At 72.6% G+C, this 18,328-nt stretch carries 21 protein-coding genes; 9 read left to right on the top strand and 12 right to left on the bottom strand.

Going from position 1 to position 18,328, the window contains the following annotated elements; all coding sequences use genetic code 11:
* The first annotated feature begins 33 nt into the window (after positions 1-33).
* Positions 34-657: a hypothetical protein gene (locus tag OG386_RS31465; protein ID WP_328790905.1), complete on the top strand. Its 624-nt coding sequence runs from the start codon at positions 34-36 to the stop codon at positions 655-657.
* Here the strand turns inward: OG386_RS31465 and OG386_RS31460 are convergent.
* Both OG386_RS31460 and OG386_RS31455 read right to left on the bottom strand, forming a co-directional pair.
* Positions 606-1,223 (bottom strand): response regulator, encoded by a 618-nt coding sequence (locus OG386_RS31460; RefSeq protein ID WP_443053228.1) that lies wholly within the window; start codon positions 1,221-1,223, stop codon positions 606-608. The genes OG386_RS31465 and OG386_RS31460 overlap by 52 nt on opposite strands.
* 151 nt (positions 1,224-1,374) lie before the next feature.
* The gene (locus tag OG386_RS31455; RefSeq protein WP_405790685.1) at positions 1,375-2,127 is read right to left on the bottom strand and encodes a S1 family peptidase; all 753 of its coding nucleotides are present in this window, start codon (positions 2,125-2,127) and stop codon (positions 1,375-1,377) included.
* A 176-nt stretch (positions 2,128-2,303) separates the two neighbouring features.
* Between OG386_RS31455 and OG386_RS31450 the strand changes: the two genes are divergently transcribed.
* Together OG386_RS31450 and OG386_RS31445 are read left to right on the top strand one after the other, a co-directional pair.
* Positions 2,304-3,224: a hypothetical protein gene (locus OG386_RS31450; protein ID WP_328790903.1), complete on the top strand. Its 921-nt coding sequence runs from the start codon at positions 2,304-2,306 to the stop codon at positions 3,222-3,224.
* A gap of 110 nt (positions 3,225-3,334) precedes the next feature.
* Positions 3,335-4,030 carry an HAD family acid phosphatase gene (locus tag OG386_RS31445; protein WP_328790902.1) on the top strand — a complete coding sequence of 232 codons (696 nt, stop codon included), beginning with the start codon at positions 3,335-3,337 and terminating at the stop codon, positions 4,028-4,030.
* 266 nt (positions 4,031-4,296) lie between these two features.
* Here OG386_RS31445 and hsaD read toward each other — a convergent pair whose 3' ends face one another.
* From hsaD to OG386_RS31410, 7 genes are all read right to left on the bottom strand, one after another.
* Positions 4,297-5,157, bottom strand: coding sequence for a 4,5:9,10-diseco-3-hydroxy-5,9,17-trioxoandrosta-1(10),2-diene-4-oate hydrolase (hsaD, locus tag OG386_RS31440; protein WP_328790901.1), 861 nt, complete (start codon positions 5,155-5,157; stop codon positions 4,297-4,299).
* Positions 5,157-5,438: a hypothetical protein gene (locus OG386_RS31435; protein WP_328790900.1), complete on the bottom strand. Its 282-nt coding sequence runs from the start codon at positions 5,436-5,438 to the stop codon at positions 5,157-5,159. Before OG386_RS31435 ends, hsaD begins: the two co-directional genes overlap by 1 nt.
* 63 nt (positions 5,439-5,501) lie before the next feature.
* Positions 5,502-6,773: a Gfo/Idh/MocA family protein gene (locus OG386_RS31430; protein ID WP_328790899.1), complete on the bottom strand. Its 1,272-nt coding sequence runs from the start codon at positions 6,771-6,773 to the stop codon at positions 5,502-5,504.
* A gap of 94 nt (positions 6,774-6,867) precedes the next feature.
* A complete protein-coding gene (locus OG386_RS47020; protein WP_443053324.1) occupies positions 6,868-7,044 on the bottom strand; it encodes a 2Fe-2S iron-sulfur cluster-binding protein in 177 nt (58 codons plus the stop codon).
* Positions 7,045-7,163: 119 nt separating this feature from the next.
* Entirely contained in the window at positions 7,164-7,610 is a 447-nt protein-coding gene (locus OG386_RS31420; protein ID WP_328790898.1) for a VOC family protein, read from the bottom strand.
* A gap of 79 nt (positions 7,611-7,689) precedes the next feature.
* A complete protein-coding gene (locus OG386_RS31415; protein ID WP_328790897.1) occupies positions 7,690-8,601 on the bottom strand; it encodes an SDR family oxidoreductase in 912 nt (303 codons plus the stop codon).
* Position 8,602: 1 nt separating this feature from the next.
* A complete protein-coding gene (locus tag OG386_RS31410) occupies positions 8,603-9,367 on the bottom strand; it encodes an SDR family oxidoreductase (RefSeq protein WP_328790896.1) in 765 nt (254 codons plus the stop codon).
* Positions 9,368-9,423: 56 nt separating this feature from the next.
* On the opposite strand from OG386_RS31410, the gene OG386_RS31405 reads away from it, so the two are divergent.
* From OG386_RS31405 to OG386_RS31385, 5 genes are read left to right on the top strand one after another with little or no spacing between them, the layout of a single operon-like run.
* Positions 9,424-10,173 (top strand): enoyl-CoA hydratase family protein, encoded by a 750-nt coding sequence (locus OG386_RS31405; RefSeq protein ID WP_328790895.1) that lies wholly within the window; start codon positions 9,424-9,426, stop codon positions 10,171-10,173.
* The gene (locus OG386_RS31400; protein WP_328790894.1) at positions 10,170-11,042 is read left to right on the top strand and encodes a CoA transferase subunit A; all 873 of its coding nucleotides are present in this window, start codon (positions 10,170-10,172) and stop codon (positions 11,040-11,042) included. The genes OG386_RS31405 and OG386_RS31400 overlap by 4 nt, the downstream gene beginning before the upstream one ends.
* Positions 11,039-11,785: a CoA-transferase subunit beta gene (locus tag OG386_RS31395; RefSeq protein ID WP_328790893.1), complete on the top strand. Its 747-nt coding sequence runs from the start codon at positions 11,039-11,041 to the stop codon at positions 11,783-11,785. Before OG386_RS31400 ends, OG386_RS31395 begins: the two co-directional genes overlap by 4 nt.
* A 4-nt stretch (positions 11,786-11,789) precedes the next feature.
* Complete coding sequence (locus tag OG386_RS31390) at positions 11,790-12,872, top strand: NAD(P)H-dependent flavin oxidoreductase (RefSeq protein WP_328790892.1); 1,083 nt, start codon at positions 11,790-11,792, stop codon at positions 12,870-12,872.
* A gap of 30 nt (positions 12,873-12,902) precedes the next feature.
* The gene (locus tag OG386_RS31385) at positions 12,903-13,832 is read left to right on the top strand and encodes a tyrosine-protein phosphatase (protein WP_328790891.1); all 930 of its coding nucleotides are present in this window, start codon (positions 12,903-12,905) and stop codon (positions 13,830-13,832) included.
* A 246-nt stretch (positions 13,833-14,078) separates the two neighbouring features.
* On the opposite strand, the gene OG386_RS31380 is transcribed toward OG386_RS31385, so the two are convergent.
* Positions 14,079-15,761: a DEAD/DEAH box helicase gene (locus OG386_RS31380; RefSeq protein ID WP_328790889.1), complete on the bottom strand. Its 1,683-nt coding sequence runs from the start codon at positions 15,759-15,761 to the stop codon at positions 14,079-14,081.
* Positions 15,762-15,862: 101 nt separating this feature from the next.
* On the bottom strand, positions 15,863-16,066 hold the full coding sequence (locus OG386_RS31375; protein ID WP_030010141.1) for a cold-shock protein: 204 nt from the start codon (positions 16,064-16,066) through the stop codon (positions 15,863-15,865).
* A 427-nt stretch (positions 16,067-16,493) separates the two neighbouring features.
* Here OG386_RS31375 and OG386_RS31370 point away from each other — a divergent pair, with 427 nt between their 5' ends.
* Positions 16,494-17,135, top strand: coding sequence for an SIMPL domain-containing protein (locus tag OG386_RS31370; protein ID WP_328790888.1), 642 nt, complete (start codon positions 16,494-16,496; stop codon positions 17,133-17,135).
* Positions 17,136-17,144: 9 nt separating this feature from the next.
* Here OG386_RS31370 and OG386_RS31365 read toward each other — a convergent pair whose 3' ends face one another.
* The gene (locus tag OG386_RS31365) at positions 17,145-18,302 is read right to left on the bottom strand and encodes an acetyl-CoA C-acetyltransferase (protein WP_328790887.1); all 1,158 of its coding nucleotides are present in this window, start codon (positions 18,300-18,302) and stop codon (positions 17,145-17,147) included.
* Positions 18,303-18,328: the final 26 nt, after the last annotated feature.

Raw genomic sequence — 18,328 nt, 5'->3', positions numbered from 1 at the left:
CACCGGCCGGACAGGACGATCTAGGGTGTGCCGATGCAGCCCTTCACGCCGCCGCAGATACCGGCGAACGACCTCCGGCCCGGCCGTCATTGGTACGCCACGGCAGCCTCGATCGCCGCCGTACTCATCCTGCTGGGTGCGGCCATCGGCGCGTACCGGTTCAACAGCGCGATCGACTCGGTGGACACCGGCCATCCGTTCGCCGACGGCGACACCGTCACCCTCCGGCTCGAGCCGGGGAGCGGAAAGACGATCTGGATCAGGGACCAGGAATTCGGCCCGTCGGCCGCCCCGGAGTGCAGCATCACCGGGCCGGGCGACCCCGGTCTTTCCGATCCGGGAACCGACGTGTTCCTCACCCGTGCCGAGACCTGGAATCCGCTCCACACCATCGACGTGTCACGGGCGGGCGACTACGAGGTCACCTGCTCGTCCTCCGCACCCTCCAAGTACGCCATCGGGGACTCCGGAGGCGTCTTCGCGTTTGCAGGCTGGCTGCTGCTGGCCGCCCTTCTGCCGATGCTCGGAATCGGCATCTGCGCCGTCGTCGTCCTCGTCACCGCCTTGCGCCGCAGGGGCCATCGCAGGAGGCTGCTCGCCGAACGCTACGGCTCCGGTGGCGGCCGCCCCGTAGAGCACGACTCGCATCTGCCGTGACTGAGCCGAAGACCCGCCGGCCGGCCCCTGGCTAGGCGAGCAGCGGGACGGCGGTGACGAGCCAGGCCGCCCTCGGGTGGGGTGGGAGGTCGCGTTCCCGCGCGGTCAGCGGCTCCGTGGGGCGGCGGGCCCGGGAGGCCGGGGTGCGCGGGGCCCTCTCGCGCAGGAGGCGGACCGTGGTGGCGGGCGGGACGAAGGGGGTTTCCGACGGCTGCCGCCGGGACCGCTTCAACCAGCACGGCCGGGCTGGCGTCCTCCAGGAGGAAGCCGGACGCTCCGCCGTGGAGCGCCGCGTGGACGTGCTCGTCGAGGTCGAAGGCGGTGACGATGACGATGTGCGGTGTGTCGGCGGTGGCGGGGTCGCCGGAGAGGCGGCGGGTGGCTTCGAGGCCGTCGAGCCCCGGCCCGCGGACGTCGAGGAGGAAGACGTCCGGCCGGTGTTCGACGACGTCGGCGACGTCGGCGACGTCGGCGACGACCTCGATGTCCGGCTGGCTTTCGGGGATCATCCGGAAGCCGGCCCCGACCATGTCCTGGTCGTCCGCGATGACCGTTCTGATCGTCATCCGCCACCCGCTGCCGCCACCGGTCGCTTCCCATGGGGCCGGGGTGCGGTTCGGCCCGCAGCCGCGCGGTGGGGCGCTACGGCCCAGCCCTTCCGGCCGGTGCGTGACCGGCCGGAAGGGCTGGCGGGACGAGCGAGAGGAGCTGGAGGAGCTACATGCTTGCCGCGGCGCTCTTGATCGCGGCGGCGAAGGTGGAGACCTCGGTGTAGACGCCGGGGTAGTTCGGCCGGGCACAGCCTTCGCCCCAGCTGACGATGCCGACCTGGATCCAGGCGTTGTTGTTGTCGCGGCGGAACATGGGGCCGCCGGAGTCGCCCTGGCAGGTGTCGACGCCGCCCTGGGGCAGGCCGGCGCAGATCTCCTCGCCGGGAACGAGGTCGCTGCCGTACGAGTTCTGGCAGCTGGCGTCGGAGACGAAGGGGACGTTGGCCTTCAGGAGGTAGCGCTGCTGGCCGCCGCCCTCGCGGGCTGCTCCCCAGCCGGCGACGGTGAAGGTGCCGCTGTCGTAGGCCTTGGTGTCGGCGATCTTGAGGGTGGGCAGGTTGATGGGCTTGGCGAGCTTGATGAGGGCCCAGTCCTTGCCCTTGCCGTTGTAGCCGGGGGCCTGGAGGACCTTGGTGGACTTGACCTTGATGGCGCTGGAGCTGTTGAGGTCGACGACTCCGGCGGTGGCGGTGATGGAGGTGTTGTTGCCGGAGCCGCTCACACAGTGGGCGGCGGTGAGGACGATCTGCTGGGTGTAGAGGGCTCCACCGCAGCCCATGGAGAGGCGCACCATGAAGGGGAACTCGCCCTGGGCGGCGCGGGTGCCGCCGACGACGGGTGCCGGGCCGGCGTTGGCGGTGCCGGGCTGGAGGCTGACGGCGGCGAGGGCGACCGCGCCGACGGCGAGGGTGCGCTTCATCAACTGCACAAGGGTGGTCACAGTCAACACACTGCCTTTCGTGGGGGGTTGGGCTGTGCGTGCGCGTCATCGGGTGAATGACGGGTCCATGACACATCAGGCGTGTGGCGGACATCAAGAAGGCAATTTCGGCCAACACCCGCCCCAGCGGAAGAGATTGCGGTAAAGGAGGCTCGATGACGGACAACAGGGGGCCGGGCAGCCCCGTCGAGCACGGATTTCCGCACCTGGCAACCGTGCGCGCCTCGATCACCGCGCTCTTCCGCCGGCTAACGGCCGACGGGATCCGGGCCTACGACACGAGCTTCGCCCCCGCCGACGCCGCCTTCGACACCACCGACGACCTCCACCTGGGCGCACAGCGGGTGGCCGCCGCGACGGTGCGCGCGCTGCGGCTGCCCGACGCGCGCATGGTGGTCTCCTTCCGGGCGATGGAGCAGGCCGCCGCCGTGGAACTGACCTCGGGTCCCGAGTACTTCGTCGAGGTCAACGACCGCTTCCGCACCCACCGCCGCGACCTGGCGGCCGCCCTCGCGCACGAGGTGGCCCACGTCCTCCTGCACCGCTTGGACCTGCACTTCCCCGGCACTGCGGAGAACGAGATCCTCACCGACACCGCCGCCGCGTACCTGGGGGCGGGCTGGCTGCTCCTGGACGCGTACCGCGAGGACGCGCTGACCCACCAGCGGTTCGGCTATCTCACGCCGGAGGAGTTCGGCTACGTCCTCGCCAAGCGCGCCGCACTGTTCGGCGAGGACCCCGCCCCCTGGTTCACCAGCCCCCAGGCGTACGAGGCCTACGTGCGCGGCCGCGCGCTGGCCGAGCGCGACCACCGCCGGGCCCCGCTGACGGCCGCCGGGCCGCTGGCGCGGCGGCGGTACGCGAAGGCGCGGCGGGCCGGGGCCGGCCCCGCAGACGGCCCCTCGGACGGCCCGGCCGACGGCTCCACGTACCGCTTCGAACCGGAGGGGGCCAACTCCGGGTTGCGGGTGAGCTTCCCGTGTCCGGTGTGCGCGCAGCGGCTGCGGGTGCCGGTGCGCGGGCGACTGCGGGCCCGGTGCGGGCTGTGCCGCACCGTCCTCGACTGCACCACGTAGATCATTCACCGCGCAGCCACAAAAAGTTTCCTACCGGCCAGTAGACATGGGGTCAGTTCTCGCCAACTCTGGTCACGTACATGCCAACTCGTGACCGAGGAGCGCCCCCCATGCGCAGCACCCGCCGCACCCGTACGCCCCGTACCGCCGCCGTCGGCGTGGCCGCGGCCGCCGCCGTCCTGACGCTGGTTCCGGCCACCGCCGCACAGGCCGCACCCGTCCCGGCACCGGCTCCCGTGTCCGCGCCCGCGTCCGCGCCCGCGGCTCCGGCCGCCTCCGCGCCCGGCGGCAACGCCGCGATCCTCGGCATCGACTACGCCACCTGGCAGCGGGACGTCGCCGCAGTGATCGACGCGGCCCGGCCCGCCATCGAGGCGCGCATCGCCGCCTCGCCCGCCGGTGAGAAGCCCGCCCTCGTCCTCGACATCGACAACACCTCGCTGGAGACGGACTTCCACTGGTTCTGGACCTTCCCGACCCCCGCGATCGCCAAGGTCCGCGCGCTGACCCAGTACGCGCACGACCGCGGCGTCGCGATCTTCTTCGTCACCGCCCGCCCCGGGATCATCCACTCCCTCACCGAGCGCAACCTCAAGGCCGTGGGCTACCCGGTCTCGGGGCTCTACGTCCGTGACCTGCCCGACCTGTTCGAGCAGGTCAGCGCCTACAAGACGGGCAAGCGGGCGGAGATCGAGGCACGCGGCTACACGATCATCGCCAACATCGGCAACAGTCCGACCGACCTCGTCGGCGGTCACGCGGAGCGCACCGTCAAGCTGCCGGACTACAACGGCAAGCTCTCCTGACCTGACCTGACCTGACCTGACCCGACCCGCCCGGGCCGACCCGGCGGCGGGCCGTGCGAGCCCTTGGATCGGCCCGCCGTCCTCGCGGAGCACCCGGCCGTCCCCGTCCGTGACCGGGCCGCCCTCGGTGCCGATGTCCCCCGGGGACGATGCCGGGCGGCAGCGCCCCGGGGGCAGAGGCCGAGGCCGTGGTGGCGGCGCCATGGGTGTCCGCAGTTCTGAAGGAGCTCCGGAGAGCTCCGGAAAGAGCTCTCCGGAGGCGGGGTTCAGTGTGCGAAGAAGTCCGCGGCGAGACGGTTGAAGTCGTCGAAGGCCTCGGTCTGCGCCCAGTGGCCGCAGCGCGGGAAGACGTGCAGGCGGGCGTCGGGGATGGCCTTGAGGGCGAGCAGCGCGCCGTCGAGGGGGTTGACCCGGTCCTCACGGCCCCAGGTGAGCAGGGTGGGGTGGCCGATGCGGTGGGCCTCGCGCCACAGCAGGGTGTCCTGCTGCCAGGCGGGGTTGGCGAAGGAGGCGCCCATGCGGGCGCCTCCGACCCGGGCGTCCGGATCCATGGCCTGCGTGTAGCGCTCCTCGACGAGTGCGTCGGTGACGAGCGAGGGGTCGTGGACGAGCGTGGTGAGGAAGGCGCGCATCTGCTCGCGGGTGGGTTCGGCGGCCGCGGCGAACGCGAAGAGGCGCCGGATGCCTTCGGTGGGGTCGGCCGAGAAGAGATTGACCGAAATGCCACCGGGGCTCATGAGCAGCAGCTTGTCCACCTTGTCCGGGTGGTTCAGCGACATCCGGACGGCGGCGCCTCCGCCGAGGGAGTTGCCGATGAAGTGGGCTTTCCCGATGCCGAGTTCGTCCATGAGGGCGGCGGTCGCGGCGGCGCTGAAGCTGAAGTAGTCGCGGTCGGGTTCGGGCTTGTCGGAGCGGCCGTAGCAGGGCTGGTCGATGAGCAGGGTACGGAACCGCTCGGCGAAGAAGGGCAGGTTGGGGCCGAAGTTGGACCAGGCGGAGGCGCCGGGTCCGCCGCCGTGGAGCAGGATGAGGACGGGGGCGTCGGGGTGGTCCGGGCCCGCCTCGTGGAAGTGGAGGTTGAGGCTTCCGGCCTTGGCCGTGCGCGAGGTGCTCTCGTAAGTGATCATCACGACATCGTGTCCTGGATGTCGAGGCCGAGCGCACCCTGGCCGAAAAGGACCAGGGCCCGCCGGGGCCACGACCGGGAGGAGAGCTTCCGCGGCATCTGCTGCGTGGCGGCGTCCCTGCGAGGCGCGGGCCGGGCCGTCCGGGCGTCGGCCGTCCGGGCGTCGGCCGTCCGGGCGTCGGCCGTCCGGCCCCGGGAACCGCGGCCGGCGGTCCCCGAACAGGAAATGGACAACATGATGGGCTGATTGCGGTTCAGCGGGTGGATGTAGCGGGTAGTCATATCCCACCGCAAGAAACGAAGACCCGGTCCCGACCCCTCGCCAGGGGGCCGGGCCCGCTTCGTTTACGGGTCCAGGACGAGTGGCCCCACCGGCTCCACCGTGCCGGAGCAGCGGGCCCGTTCGGCGGCCAGGACCGTCAGGTGGCTGGTGAGCGACTCCCTCGGGCCGGACCTGACCAGGCCGGGGTCACCGGTGGCGATGGCGGCGACGAAGGCGTCCATGAGGCCGGCGTCGCCGCCGCCGTGGCCGCCCGCGGCGTCCATCGGCCCGCCCGCGCCGATGGCCACCTGCTCCGCGGTGCGGGTCAGGAAGTCGTAGACCGTGATGGTGCGGCCGTCGCCCCGCAGTTCGCCGCGGGTTCCGAAGATCCGGGTGTGGCGGTCCGCCTGCTCGGTGAAGGCGGTCATGGTGAAGGTGGCCGTCGCCCCCGAGTCGAATTCCATGGCCACCACCTGGTGGTCGACGACGTCGTTGTCGCAGGCGTACACGCACCGCCCGTAGGGCCCCTCCCGCAGCGCGGTCTCCAGGGCCCGCGGGGTGAACTCGTCGATCAGCACGCTCAGCGGCCAGCGGTGGCGGCCGTCGGCCAGCCTGTCGCCGTACTCGCGTGCCGCGGAGTACGGGCAGTCCGGCTCGACCGCGCAGTCCAGGCAGCGGTCCGCCGCACCCGGCGGCCTGTTCTCGGGCCGGAAGTGCGAGAGGCGGCCGAAGCTGGAGACCCGTACGGGAGGGCGCCCCAGCACGTACTGGAGCCAGTCCAGGTCGTGGCAGGACTTGGCCATCAGCATGGTCGTCGCCTCGTCGGCGCGCCGCCAGTTGCCCCGTACGAACGAGTGGGCCTGGTGCCAGAAGCCGACCGGCTCCAGGTGCTGGACGCTCACGATGTCGCCGATGCGGCCGGAGTCGACGACGTCCTTGAGGGTCCGCGTGTAGGGCGTGTAGCGCAGGACGTGCCCGACGGAGAGGATGACGCCGGCCCGCTCGACGGCGTCGACGATGCGCCGGCACTCGTCTTCCGTGAGGGCCATCGGCTTCTCCAGCATGATGTGGTAGCCGAGCGCGGCGAATGCGAGGACCGGCTCCAGGTGGTCGCGGTCCAGGGTGCAGACGAGCACCGCGTCCGCGATCCGGCCGAGGGCGGCCAGCTCCCGCCAGTCGCCGAGCACGTGGCGGGGGTCGATGCGGTGGGCGGCGGCGAGCCGCTCCCGGCGGGGCGCGCGCGGTTCGGCGACCGCGACCACCCGGGCCCGGTCCGGATGGGCCAGGGCCCATCCGGCGTGGCCGCTCCCCCGGTCGCCCGCCCCGACGACGGCGAGCGTGATGGTGTCGGACATGGGCCCAGCCCCGCTTCCCGAACCGATTGCCGTGCGCAGCAAGCGCTTCCCCCGGAGAAGCTAGCCGCCGCGCGTCCTGCCGGACACCCCCCCTTCACCCGTACGTGATCCGCACGGTGGCGCCGAGCGGGAGGGCCTGGCAGGCCGGGACGTGGCCCTCGGCCAGGTCCGTCTCGTCGAGGACCTCGTTACGGGTCATCTCCGCCTCGCCCTCGACGACCCGGCAGCAGCAGGCACTGCGGGCGCCCTCCCGGCAGGAGTACGGGGCCAGCAGGCCCGCGGCGAGCAGCGCGTCGAGCAGCGGGGTGCCGGGGCGGTGTCCGTGAAGACGTCGACGCCCAGCGAGAAGTACCGCTCGCGGTGGATCGCGCGTGGCGCGGCCCCAGCCCGTCAGGCGCCCGCGCTGGGCGGGGCCGCGACGTTCAGCTGCCAGGAGACGCCGAAGCGGTCGTTCACCCAGCCGAACCGGTGGCTGAACCCGTACGAGCCCAGGGGCATCAGCTCGGTGCCCTGCTCGGCGAGGGCTCCGTAGAGGCGTTCGATCTCGGCCTCGTCCTCGCACTGGACGTACAGCGACACCGCGGGCGTGAAGCCGAACGCGTGCTGGGCCGGGCTGTCGATGCACATGAACTGCTGTCCGGCCAAGGAGAAGGTCGCGTGGCGCACGGTTCCCTCGGGCCCGGCTCCGGGTCCGGTCTCGTCGGGGCCGTAGCGGCTGATGGCGACCACCTCCGCGTCGTCGAACAGCGAGAGGTAGAAGGTCATCGCCTCCTCCGCCCGCCCCTCGAACATCAGGAACGTGGTGATCTTCTGCGGGGTCGGCGTGACGGCCATCATCGGTTCGTGTCCCTTCGGCTCTTGTCCCGGACCAGGAACCTTAGCCTCCGACCCCGCCGCCGGGACCGGACCGGAGCCGCTACCGCGCGCCGTACACCGGCAGCGGGGCCTGCGCCGCCGCGAGGAGTTCCAAGGCGGCCCCGCCCGCCTCCGCCGGGGTCCAGCGCGCGCCCCGGTCCGCCGTGGGTCCCGGCCGCCAGCCCTCCATCACCGTGATCCGGCCGCCCTCGGTCTCGAAGACCCGGCCCGTGACCCCCGCCGAAGCGTCCGCCCCCAGCCACACCACCAGCGGGGAGACGTTCTCCGGGGCCATCGCGTCGAAGCCGCCCGCCCCGGGGGCGGCCATGGTCTCGGCGAAGGCCCGCTCCGTCATCCGGGTCCGCGCCGCCGGGGCGATCGCGTTGACCTGGACCCCGTAGGGGCCCATCTCCTGCGCCGCGACGGTCGTGAGGGCGAGGATCCCCGCCTTGGCCGCGCTGTAGTTGCCCTGGCCGACCGAGCCCAGCAGTCCGGCCCCGGAGGAGGTGTTGACCACCCGGGCGACCACGGGCCGGCCCGCCTTCGCCTCCGCCCGCCACCACGCGGCCGCCGACCGCAGCGGTAGGAAGTGGCCCTTGAGGTGGACCCGCATGACCGCGTCCCAGTCGTCCTCGTCCAGGTTGACCAGCATCCGGTCCCGCAGGAAGCCCGCGTTGTTGACGAGGGTGTCCAGGCGCCCGAAGGTGTCCACGGCCGTCGCCACCAGCGAGGCCGCGCCCTTCGACGTAGCGACGTCCCCGCCGTGCGCGACCGCCTCGCCGCCCAGCGCCTCGATCTCGGCGACCACCCGGGCCGCCGGGCCGTCCGGCCCCGGCAGCCCGTCGAGTCCGACCCCGAGGTCGTTGACGACGACCTTCGCCCCTTCCGCCGCGAAGGCCAGCGCATGGGCGCGCCCCAGCCCCCGCCCCGCGCCCGTCACGATCACGACCCGGCCTTCACACAGTCCCGCCATCTCAGTCCTCCTTGTTGACAGTTGCCGCATCCAAGAACGCCGGGCGCTCGCCGCCCCCGTGCACGAGCAGGCTCGCCCCGCTCACGTACGCCGCCCGGTCCGAGGCCAGGAACACCGCGGCCGCCCCCACGTCCGAGGGGTCCGCGAGGCGTCCCAGCGGGACGGTGGCGCCGACCGCGGCGATGCCGGTCTCGTCGCCGTAGTGCAGGTGGGCCAGTTCGGTCCGCACCATGCCGAGGACCAGGGAGTTGACCCGCACTTCGGGGGCCCATTCGACGGCCATGGACCGGGCCAGGTTCTCCAGCCCCGCCTTGGCGGCGCCGTACGCGGCCGTCCCGGGCGAGGGGCGGGTCCCGCTGACGCTGCCGATCATGACCACCGAGCCCCGTGCCTCCCGCAGCCAGGGGTGCGCCGCGAGCGAGGCGGTCATCGGCGCGAGCAGGTTGAGCTCGACGACGCGCGCGTGGCGTTGTGCCTCGCCCTCGCCCAGCAGCCGGTACGGGGTGCCGCCCGCGTTGTTGACCAGGCAGTCCAGTCGCCCGTACCGGCCCGCGACCGCGCCGAAGAACTCGTGCACGGCGGCGGGATCGCGCAGGTCGACCGGGGTGAAGGCGGCCGTCCGGCCGTCCGCCTCCACCGCCTCCTGCGGGGGCCGCCGGGCGCAGACGACCACGTCCGCGCCGGCCGCGAGGAACGACCGGGCGATCCCGGCGCCGACGCCCCGGGTTCCTCCGGTGACGACGACGACCCTCCCGTCGAGCTCCATGGGCTGCTACCTTCCTCACCTAACAAATGTTTGGTGGAAAGGTAGCTGATCCGCTCATGGGTGTCTCCACCTCCAGCCCCGACAAGGGCATCGCACTCGTCACAGTCGACTTCCCACCCGTCAACGCGCTCCCGGTGCGGGGCTGGTACGACCTCGCCGACGCGCTGCGGGCGGCCGGTCGCGACCCCGAGGTCCGGTGCGTCGTCCTCGCCGCCGAGGGCCGCGGCTTCAACGCCGGCGTCGACATCAAGGAGATGCAGCGCGACACCGGGCACACCGCGCTCGTCGGCGCCAACCGGGGCTGCTACGAGGCCTTCGCCGCCGTGTACGAGTGCGAGGTGCCGGTCGTCGCGGCCGTGCACGGGTTCTGTCTGGGCGGCGGCATCGGGCTCGTCGGCAACGCCGACGCGATCGTCGCCTCCGAGGACGCCGCCTTCGGACTGCCCGAGCTGGACCGGGGCGCGCTCGGAGCCGCCACCCACCTGGCGCGGCTGGTCCCGCAGCACCTGATGCGCGCGCTGTACTACACCTCGCGCACCGCGACCGCCGCCGAGCTGCACGCCCACGGCTCGGTCTGGAAGGTGGTCCCGCGCCCGGAGCTGCGCGCCGCCGCCCTGGAACTGGCCGCCGAGATCGCGAAGAAGGACGGCCATCTGATCCGGCTCGCCAAGGCGGCCATCAACGGGATCGACCCCGTGGACGTGCGCCGCAGCTACCGCTTCGAGCAGGGCTTCACCTTCGAGGCCAACCTCAGCGGGGTGGCCGACCGGGTCCGCGACACCTTCGGGAAGGGAGAACGCGCATGACCGACAGGACGGGCGGGGCGGACAAGGTACTGACCCCCGAGGAGGTGGTCGGGCAGCTGCACAGCGGGATGACCATCGGCATCGGCGGCTGGGGGTCCCGGCGCAAGCCCATGGCCCTGGTGCGCGCACTGCTCCGGTCCGAGATCACCGATCTCACCGTGATCTCCTACGGCGGCCCCGACGTCGGCCTGCTGGCCGCCGCCGGCCGGATCCGCAGACTGGTCGCCCCCTTCGCCACCCTCGACTCCATCCCGCTGGAGCCGCACTTCCGGGCCGCCCGCGAGCGCGCCGCCTTCACCCTCACCGAGCTCGACGAAGCCATGTTCATGTGGGGCCTGCACGCCGCCGCCAACCGGCTCCCCTTCCTCCCCGTCCGCGCGGGCCTCGGCTCGGACGTGATGCGGGTCAACCCGGAGCTGCGCACGGTCACCTCCCCCTACGAGGACGGCGAGGAGCTCGTCGCCGTCCCCGCCCTGCGCATGGACGCCGCCCTGGTCCACCTCAACCGCGCCGACCGCCTCGGCAACGCCCAGTACCTGGGCCCGGACCCGTACTTCGACGACCTCTTCTGCGAGGCCGCCGACGCCGCCTACGTCTCCTGCGAGCAGCTCGTGGAGACCGCCGAGCTCGCCAAGGCCGGCCCTCCGCAGTCCCTCCTCGTCAGCCGGCACTCCGTGACCGGGGTCGTGGAGACCCCGAACGGCGCGCACTTCACCTCCTGCGTCCCCGACTACGGCCGTGACGAGCCCTTCCAGAAGCTCTACGCGACCACCCCCTGGCCCGAGTTCTCGGCCCGTTTCCTCTCCGGGGCGGGCGAGCACGACTACCAGTCCGCCGTACGGACCTGGCACGAGGAGCAGCAGCCGTGACCACCACGCCGACCACCGCGACCGTCACCCGTGCCGAGTACTGCGTGATCGCCTGCGCCGAGGCCTGGCGCGACAACGGCGAGGTGCTCGCCAGCCCGATGGGTCTGATCCCCTCCTTCGGGGCCCGGCTCGCGAAGCGGACCTTCTCCCCCGACCTGTTGCTGACCGACGGCGAGGCGATGCTCGTCGGGCTCGACGGCACGGCCGAGGGCTGGCTCCCGTACCGGCGCCACCTGACCATGGTCACCGGCGGCCGGCGGCACGTGATGATGGGCGCCAGCCAGATCGACCGCTTCGGCAACCAGAACATCTCCTGCATCGGCGACTGGGAACGGCCGGCACGCCAGCTCCTCGGGGTGCGCGGCGCTCCCGTCAACACCCTGAACAATCCGGTGAGCTACTGGATCCCCAAGCACTCCACCCGGGTCTTCGTGGAGCGCGTGGACCTGGTCAGCGGCGTCGGCTACGACCGCGCGGAGGCGGCCGGGGTGACCCGCTTCCACCGCCTCCCCCGGGTGGTCAGCGATCTCGGGGTCTTCGACTTCGGCGGCCCCGGCCACGCGATGCGGCTGGTCTCCGTGCACCCCGGGGTCACCGTCGGGGAGGTCCGGGCGGCCACCGGGTTCGAGCTGACCGTCGCCGAGGAGGTCCCGTACACGCGGGAGCCGACGCCCGACGAGCTGCGGCTGATCCGCGAGGTGATCGACCCCGAGGGGTTGCGCGAGCGCGAAGTGCGGGGCTGATCCGATGGAGACGGCATTCACCGAGCTGGTCGGCGTGGAGCACCCCGTCGTGCAGACGGGCATGGGCTGGGTGGCCGGCCCCCGTCTGGTGTCGGGCGCGGCGAACGCGGGGGCGCTGGGCATCCTGGCCTCGGCCACGATGACGCTGGACCAGCTGCGTTCGGCGGTCCGCGAGGTCAAGTCCCGCATCCCGGAGGGGACCCCCTTCGGGGTCAACCTGCGGGCGGACGCCGGGGACGCGGCCGAGCGCGCCCGACTGATCGTCGACGAGGGGGTGCGGGTCGCCTCGTTCGCACTGGCGCCCTCCAAGGAGCTGATCGCGCGGCTCAAGGACGCGGGCGTGGTCGTCATCCCGTCGATCGGGGCCCGGCGGCACGCCGAGAAGGTGGCCGCGTGGGGCGCCGACGCGGTGATCGTGCAGGGCGGCGAGGGCGGCGGTCACACGGGGGACGTGGCCACGACGGTGTTGTTGCCGCAGGTCGTGGACGCCGTGGACATCCCGGTGATCGCGGCGGGCGGCTTCAGCGACGGGCGCGGCCTGGTCGCGGCGCTGTCGTACGGGGCGTCGGGCATCGCCATGGGCACGCGGTTCCTGCTGACCTCGGACTCCACCGTTCCGGACGCCGTGAAGGCCGAGTACCTGAAGGCCACGGTCAAGGACGTCACCGTCACCACGGCCGTCGACGGGCTGCCGCACCGCATGCTCCGTACGGAGCTGGTCGACTCCCTGGAGCGGGCGGGCCGCACCCGGGCGCTGGTCCGGGCGGTCCGGCACGCGGCCGCCTTCCGGAAGCTGTCCGGGCTGAGCTGGCCGCAGATGGTCCGCGACGGCCTCGCGATGAAACACGGCAAGGACCTGTCCTGGAGCCAGGTCCTGCTCGCCGCGAACACCCCGATGCTCCTCAAGGCGTCCATGGTCGAGGGCCGTACGGACCTCGGCGTCATGGCATCGGGCCAGGTCGCGGGGGTGATCGACGACCTTCCGTCCTGTGCGGAGCTCGTCTCCCGCGTCATGGCCGAAGCACAACAGGCACTGGAATCACTCGAAGCACTGCACTCGCTCCGCACCCTGCCACCACCAGGGTGATCCCCCTTCTCCGTCACAGGAGTCGCCCCCATGAGCCGTGCCCGCATCCGCCTGGTGACCGCGGCGACCGCCGCCGCTCTCGCCATCGGGACCCTGCCCGCCGCCGCGTACGCGGCGGCGGCGCCCGGAGCCGGGGTCAGCGCCCGGCACCACCAGCAGCAGGCCGAAACGATTCGTCAGATCCCCCTCCAGGGCGCCGTCAACCTCCGGGACATCGGCGGCTACCGCACCTGGACCGGCGGCCAGGTCCGCCAGGGGCTGGTCTACCGCTCCGACGCACTGAGCAAGCTGACCGATGCCGACGTCACCACCGTCTCCGGTCTCGGCCTCACGAAGGTCGTCGATTTCCGCATTCCCATGGAGCTCCAGTACGACGGCGCCGACCGGCTGCCCCCTGGGCTCTCCCCCACCTCGCGCCCCGTCAGTGACCTCGGCCTCTACGGAACCCTCGTCGGCGCGATCGGCAGCGGCGATCCCGTCGTCCAGGAGCAGATGCTCGGCGGCGGCCGCGCCGAGGCCTACATGCGGGACATCTACCGCACCTTCGTGAGCAGCCCCGAGAACCGGGCGCAGTTCGCGGCGACCCTGCGGGAGATCGCCGACGGCCGGCAGGGCCCGGTCCTGTACCACTGCACGTCCGGCAAGGACCGGACCGGCTGGATGAGTTACGTCCTGCTGCGCGCCCTCGCCGTCCCCGAGGACACCGCCGAGGGCGACTACCTGGCGTCGAACACCTTCCGCGCCGCCTACGACGCCCGGGTGCGGGCGGGCCTCAAGCAGTCGGGCCGGATGCAGAACCCGGACCTGCTGATCCCGCTCCAGGAGGTCCGCCAGGACTACCTGGACTCGGCGACGGCGCAACTGGAGGCGGACTACGGGAGCTTCTACGGCTACCTGACGCAGGGCCTCGGCCTGGACCTGCGGACGCTGGCGAAGCTGCAGGCCAAGATGGTCCGGTAGCGGATACGGCTACGCCGGGCAGCGCGCGGTGCGCTGCCCGGCGTAGCCGTGCGTACGTGTGTGTTTGAACAGGGGCTAGGTCCTGTCGTCAAAGTGGCGTCGGCCGAGTCCGCGGCGTCCGGTGCCGTGCATGGCAAGGCGGAGGGGCGCCCGTGTACTGGACGTACTCGGGTGCCCCGACAACGCGGCCAGGTGCGGTGCCGGGCGTCGCGGGCCCGACGGGACTTTGACGACAGGGCCTAGGCGTCAGACCGCTCGGCGGCGGCCCTGGCCCCCGGAGCCGACCCGGCTGCGTGCGGAAGCCGCGGCCGCGCCACCACCGGCGCCGCCCGTCCCGCGCCGGCTGCGCTCGCCGGAGCCACCGGCCGCCGCGCCGCCGCCCTGGCCGCCGCGCCGGGCCTGGCCCGAACCGGAGGCCGCCGGGGCCTGCCCGGAGGCGCCCCCGCCGGAACGACGGCTACGACCGCCGGCCGCCGGAGCACCGCCCGTGGCGGCACCGGTGCGCGGCCCGCCGCCCGAGCGGCGGCGCGAGCCGGAGCCCGAACCGGAGCCGGAGCGCGGCTTGGGCGCGGTCGGCTGCGGAACCTCCAGCACGACCGGGATGCCCGAGGGCTCCTTGGCGCCGGTCAGCCGGGCCAGTTCCTCGTCGGAGGACTTGATCTGCGCGGTGCGCGGGGAGATCCCGGCGTCCGACATCAGCCGGGTCATGTCCCGCTTCTGGTCGGGGAGGACCAGGGTGACGACGCTGCCGGACTCACCGGCACGGGCGGTACGGCCGCCGCGGTGCAGGTAGTCCTTGTGGTCGGTGGGCGGGTCCACGTTGACGACGAGGTCGAGGTCGTCGATGTGGATGCCGCGGGCCGCGACGTTGGTGGCGACCAGCGCGGTGACCTCGCCCGTCTTGAACCAGTCGAGGGTGCGGTTGCGCTGCGGCTGGGAGCGGCCGCCGTGCAGGCCGGAGGCGCGCACGCCGTCGGCGAGGAGCTTCTTGACCATGCGGTCGACCCCGCGCTTGGTGTCGACGAACATGATCACCCGGCCGTCACGAGCGGCTATGCGCGTCGCCACGGCCTTCTTGTCGGTCTCGTCCATGACGTACAGGACGTGGTGCTCCATGGTGGTGACCGCACCGGCCGACGGGTCGACGGAGTGGCCGACCGGGTCGGTCAGGAACATCTTGACGAGCTTGTCGATGTTCTTGTCCAGCGTCGCCGAGAACAGCATCCGCTGGCCGCCGGCCTCGACCTGCTTGAGCAGTGCCGTGACCTGCGGCATGAAGCCCATGTCGGTCATCTGGTCGGCCTCGTCGAGGACCGTGATCGAGACCTGCGAGAGGTCGGCGTCACCGCGGTCGATGAGGTCCTTCAGGCGGCCGGGGGTGGCGACGAGCACCTCGGCGCCGCGGCGCAGGGCGCCCGACTGCCGGTTGATCGACATGCCGCCGACGACGGTCGCGATGCGCAGGTTGACGGCCGTGGCGTACGGGGCCAGGGCGTCGGTGACCTGCTGAGCGAGCTCACGGGTCGGTACGAGGACCAGCGCGAGCGGCGCCTTCGGCTGCGCGCGGCGGCCGGCGGTACGGGCCAGCAGCGCCAGGCCGAAGGCCAGCGTCTTGCCGGAACCGGTGCGGCCGCGGCCGAGCAGGTCACGGCCGGCGAGGGAGTTCGGCAGCGTCGCGGCCTGGATCGGGAACGGCTCGGTGACGCCCTGGGCGGCGAGGGTCTTCAGCAGCGCCTCGGGCATGTCCATGTCGCCGAACGACTCGACCGGCGGCAGCGCCGGGGCGATCGGCTCGGGCATGGTGAATTCCTGGGGCCGGGCGACGGGCGCGGACTTCTGCCGTCCCGCGCCAGACTTCGGACGCCCCTGGGCCGCACCTCGACCCCGGGTGGGGCGGCGGCTGGGTCGTGCGGAGCTGGAGCTGGTCATGCGAGAAAGCCCTCCTGAAACCGGCAGGTAAAACAAAGGTCGAGACAGCAGACAAGCCGGGGCCCGCACCTCGCGGTGCGGACCCCGGCATGCTGAAGAACTTAGGCGGGGATGATGTTCTCCGCCTGGGGGCCCTTCTGGCCCTGGGTGACGTCGAAGGACACGCGCTGGCCCTCCTGGAGCTCACGGAAGCCCTGGGTGGCGATGTTCGAGTAGTGCGCGAAGACGTCCGGGCCGCCACCGTCCTGCTCGATGAAGCCGAAGCCCTTTTCCGAGTTGAACCACTTCACGGTGCCAAGTGCCATTTTAAATCTCCTGAATAGGCGGCAAAGGGCCCCATCCGGAGATTCCGGCAAAACAATAAAAGCGCCTGCGGAGCATTCCCGTCAGGCGCACATAAAGTTCATGGGTACCACAACTGCAACGAGCTCTAAGCTAGCACACCTCGCTGCGGGGAGTCCCGGGGCGAGGGGTGTGACCTGCGCCCTCCAGCCCGCCGACCTGCGGTGTACCGACCGGCCCGGTGGGGCGGCCAGCGGGCCGGAGCCCCCGTCCCCCTTGGGTCGTGGCCGGTCCCGGGCCTTCCGGACGCCCACCCCGACCCTGCGGCCCGCCTCCGCCCTCGGCGAAAAGATTCATCCGCACGGGTCGTACCGGGCGGGGGGTACGCGCGGGCCGGTACGGGGGCGGAAGTACCTGGCGGCTGCCCGCCCCGGCTGGTTTGATCATGAGATGGCAGCGATCAAAGAGCCCTGGGGGCTCAGTGTGCTCGGCGCGGGCAGCGTGTCCGCCGAACCCCGACTCGCCCACGTGGACCTGGCGGTCGACCTCATCGCCCCGACGCCGAAGGCGGCCTTCGCCGAGGCGGGCGCGGCGGTCACCCGGCTGCGGGAGGTCCTGCGCGAGCACGGCATACCGGACTCGGACGTGTCCGGGTCACGGCTCCAGCTCACCTCGCAGTACAACGGCTACGGCGCGGACAAGACCTTCCACGGCTACGGCTGCGTGGCCACGTACACCGTGCGGACGGAGGCGCTGGCCCAGCTGGAGCTCCTGATCGAGGACGCGGTCACGGCCGGCGCGAACCGCGTCGACTCCGTGCGGTTCGAGGTGGAGGACAAGCCCGCCATGCGGGACGAGGCCCGGCGCCGGGCGGTGGCGGCCGCCCGGCGCAAGGCCGAGGTGTACGCGCAGGCGTGCGGGGTGCGGCTGGGGCCGGTCATCCACATCGAGGACGTCGACCCGGAGTCGATGGGCGGCTACAGCCACGGCCGCCGCAGGGGCGGGGACCCGGAGGACGACGGCGCCCTCACCCCGGGCTCGGTACGCGTCGAAGCGGCCGTCCTCCTCGGCTTCGCCCTGCTCCCGGAGTGACCGGGAGGCCTACAGCCGCTCGATGATCGTCACGTTGGCCTGGCCGCCGCCCTCGCACATGGTCTGGAGGCCGAAGCGGCCGCCGGTGCGTTCCAGTTCGTGCAGGAGCGTGGTCATCAGCTTGACCCCGGTCGCCCCCAGCGGGTGGCCGAGCGCGATCGCGCCGCCGTTGACGTTGACCCGCTCCGGGTCGGCCCCGGTCTCCTTCAGCCAGGCCAGCACCACCGGGGCGAACGCCTCGTTGATCTCCACCAGGTCGATGTCGGCCAGCGACATGCCGGTCTTCTTCAGCGCGTACGCCGTGGCGGGGATCGGCGCGGACAGCATGCGGATGGGGTCCTCGCCCCGTACCGAGAGGTGGTGGATGCGGGCGCGCGGCCGCAGGCCGTGTTCCCGCACCGCCCGTTCGGAAGCGATCAGCATGGCCGCCGCCCCGTCCGAGACCTGGGAGGAGACGGCTGCCGTGATGGTGCCGCCCTCGACCACCGGCTTCAGGGTGGCCATCTTCTCCAGGGTCGTGTCCCGGCGCGGGCCCTCGTCCACGCTCACCTCCCCGTACGCCACCGTCTCGCGCGCGAAGCGGCCCTCGTCGATGGCCCGGACCGCCCGCCGGTGGGAGCGCAGGGCGAACTCCTCCATGTCCTGCCGGGTGATCCCCCACTTCTGCGCGATCAGCTGGGCGCCGTGGAACTGGTTCACCGGGGCGTCCCCGTACCGGGCCCGCCAGCCCGCCGAGCCCGCGTACGGCCCCTCGTCAAGGCCCAGCGGCTCCGCCGCCTGCCGCGACGCGAAGGCGATCGGGATCATCGACATGTTCTGGGTGCCGCCCGCGACCACGAGGTCCTGGGTGCCGGACAGGACGCCCTGCGCCGCGAAGTGCACGGCTTGCTGCGAGGACCCGCACTGGCGGTCGACGGTGACCCCGGGCACCTCCTCGGGCAGGCCGGCCGCCAGCCAAGCCGTCCGGGCGATGTCCCCGGCCTGCGGCCCCACCGTGTCGAGGCAGCCGAACACCACGTCCTCCACGGCTGCCGGGTCCACCCCGGACCGCTCGACCAGTGCCTTCAGGACGTGTGCGCCCAGGTCGGCCGGGTGGACGGCGGACAGGCCGCCGTTGCGCCGCCCCACGGGGGTGCGTACCGCATCGACTACGTAGGCCTCGGGCATCGGGACTCCTCAGACGGTCGGGTCGG

The sequence above is a fragment of the Streptomyces sp. NBC_00273 genome, assembly GCF_036178145.1.
Classification (GTDB): Bacteria; Actinomycetota; Actinomycetes; order Streptomycetales; family Streptomycetaceae; genus Streptomyces.
Note: the sequence above shows the minus strand (reverse complement) of the source record. Positions and strands in the feature narration are given on the sequence as shown.

Excerpts from the sequence above, each read along its gene's own strand:
- OG386_RS31455 (WP_405790685.1), bottom strand. The coding sequence starts at position 2,127 with ATGAAGCGCACCCTCGCCGTCGGCGCGGTCGCCCTCGCCGCCGTCAGC.
- OG386_RS31430 (WP_328790899.1), bottom strand. The coding sequence starts at position 6,773 with ATGTCCGACACCATCACGCTCGCCGTCGTCGGGGCGGGCGACCGGGGG.
- OG386_RS31450 (WP_328790903.1), top strand. The coding sequence starts at position 2,304 with ATGACGGACAACAGGGGGCCGGGCAGCCCCGTCGAGCACGGATTTCCG.
- OG386_RS31465 (WP_328790905.1), top strand. The coding sequence starts at position 34 with ATGCAGCCCTTCACGCCGCCGCAGATACCGGCGAACGACCTCCGGCCC.
- OG386_RS31400 (WP_328790894.1), top strand. The coding sequence starts at position 10,170 with ATGACCGACAGGACGGGCGGGGCGGACAAGGTACTGACCCCCGAGGAG.
- OG386_RS31415 (WP_328790897.1), bottom strand. The coding sequence starts at position 8,601 with ATGGCGGGACTGTGTGAAGGCCGGGTCGTGATCGTGACGGGCGCGGGG.
- OG386_RS31385 (WP_328790891.1), top strand. The coding sequence starts at position 12,903 with ATGAGCCGTGCCCGCATCCGCCTGGTGACCGCGGCGACCGCCGCCGCT.
- hsaD (WP_328790901.1), bottom strand. The coding sequence starts at position 5,157 with ATGATCACTTACGAGAGCACCTCGCGCACGGCCAAGGCCGGAAGCCTC.
- OG386_RS31370 (WP_328790888.1), top strand. The coding sequence starts at position 16,494 with ATGGCAGCGATCAAAGAGCCCTGGGGGCTCAGTGTGCTCGGCGCGGGC.
- OG386_RS31460 (WP_443053228.1), bottom strand. The coding sequence starts at position 1,223 with ATGACGATCAGAACGGTCATCGCGGACGACCAGGACATGGTCGGGGCC.
- OG386_RS31365 (WP_328790887.1), bottom strand. The coding sequence starts at position 18,302 with ATGCCCGAGGCCTACGTAGTCGATGCGGTACGCACCCCCGTGGGGCGG.
- OG386_RS31375 (WP_030010141.1), bottom strand. The coding sequence starts at position 16,066 with ATGGCACTTGGCACCGTGAAGTGGTTCAACTCGGAAAAGGGCTTCGGC.
- OG386_RS31445 (WP_328790902.1), top strand. The coding sequence starts at position 3,335 with ATGCGCAGCACCCGCCGCACCCGTACGCCCCGTACCGCCGCCGTCGGC.
- OG386_RS31435 (WP_328790900.1), bottom strand. The coding sequence starts at position 5,438 with ATGACTACCCGCTACATCCACCCGCTGAACCGCAATCAGCCCATCATG.
- OG386_RS31405 (WP_328790895.1), top strand. The coding sequence starts at position 9,424 with ATGGGTGTCTCCACCTCCAGCCCCGACAAGGGCATCGCACTCGTCACA.
- OG386_RS31390 (WP_328790892.1), top strand. The coding sequence starts at position 11,790 with ATGGAGACGGCATTCACCGAGCTGGTCGGCGTGGAGCACCCCGTCGTG.
- OG386_RS31420 (WP_328790898.1), bottom strand. The coding sequence starts at position 7,610 with ATGATGGCCGTCACGCCGACCCCGCAGAAGATCACCACGTTCCTGATG.
- OG386_RS31410 (WP_328790896.1), bottom strand. The coding sequence starts at position 9,367 with ATGGAGCTCGACGGGAGGGTCGTCGTCGTCACCGGAGGAACCCGGGGC.
- OG386_RS31380 (WP_328790889.1), bottom strand. The coding sequence starts at position 15,761 with ATGACCAGCTCCAGCTCCGCACGACCCAGCCGCCGCCCCACCCGGGGT.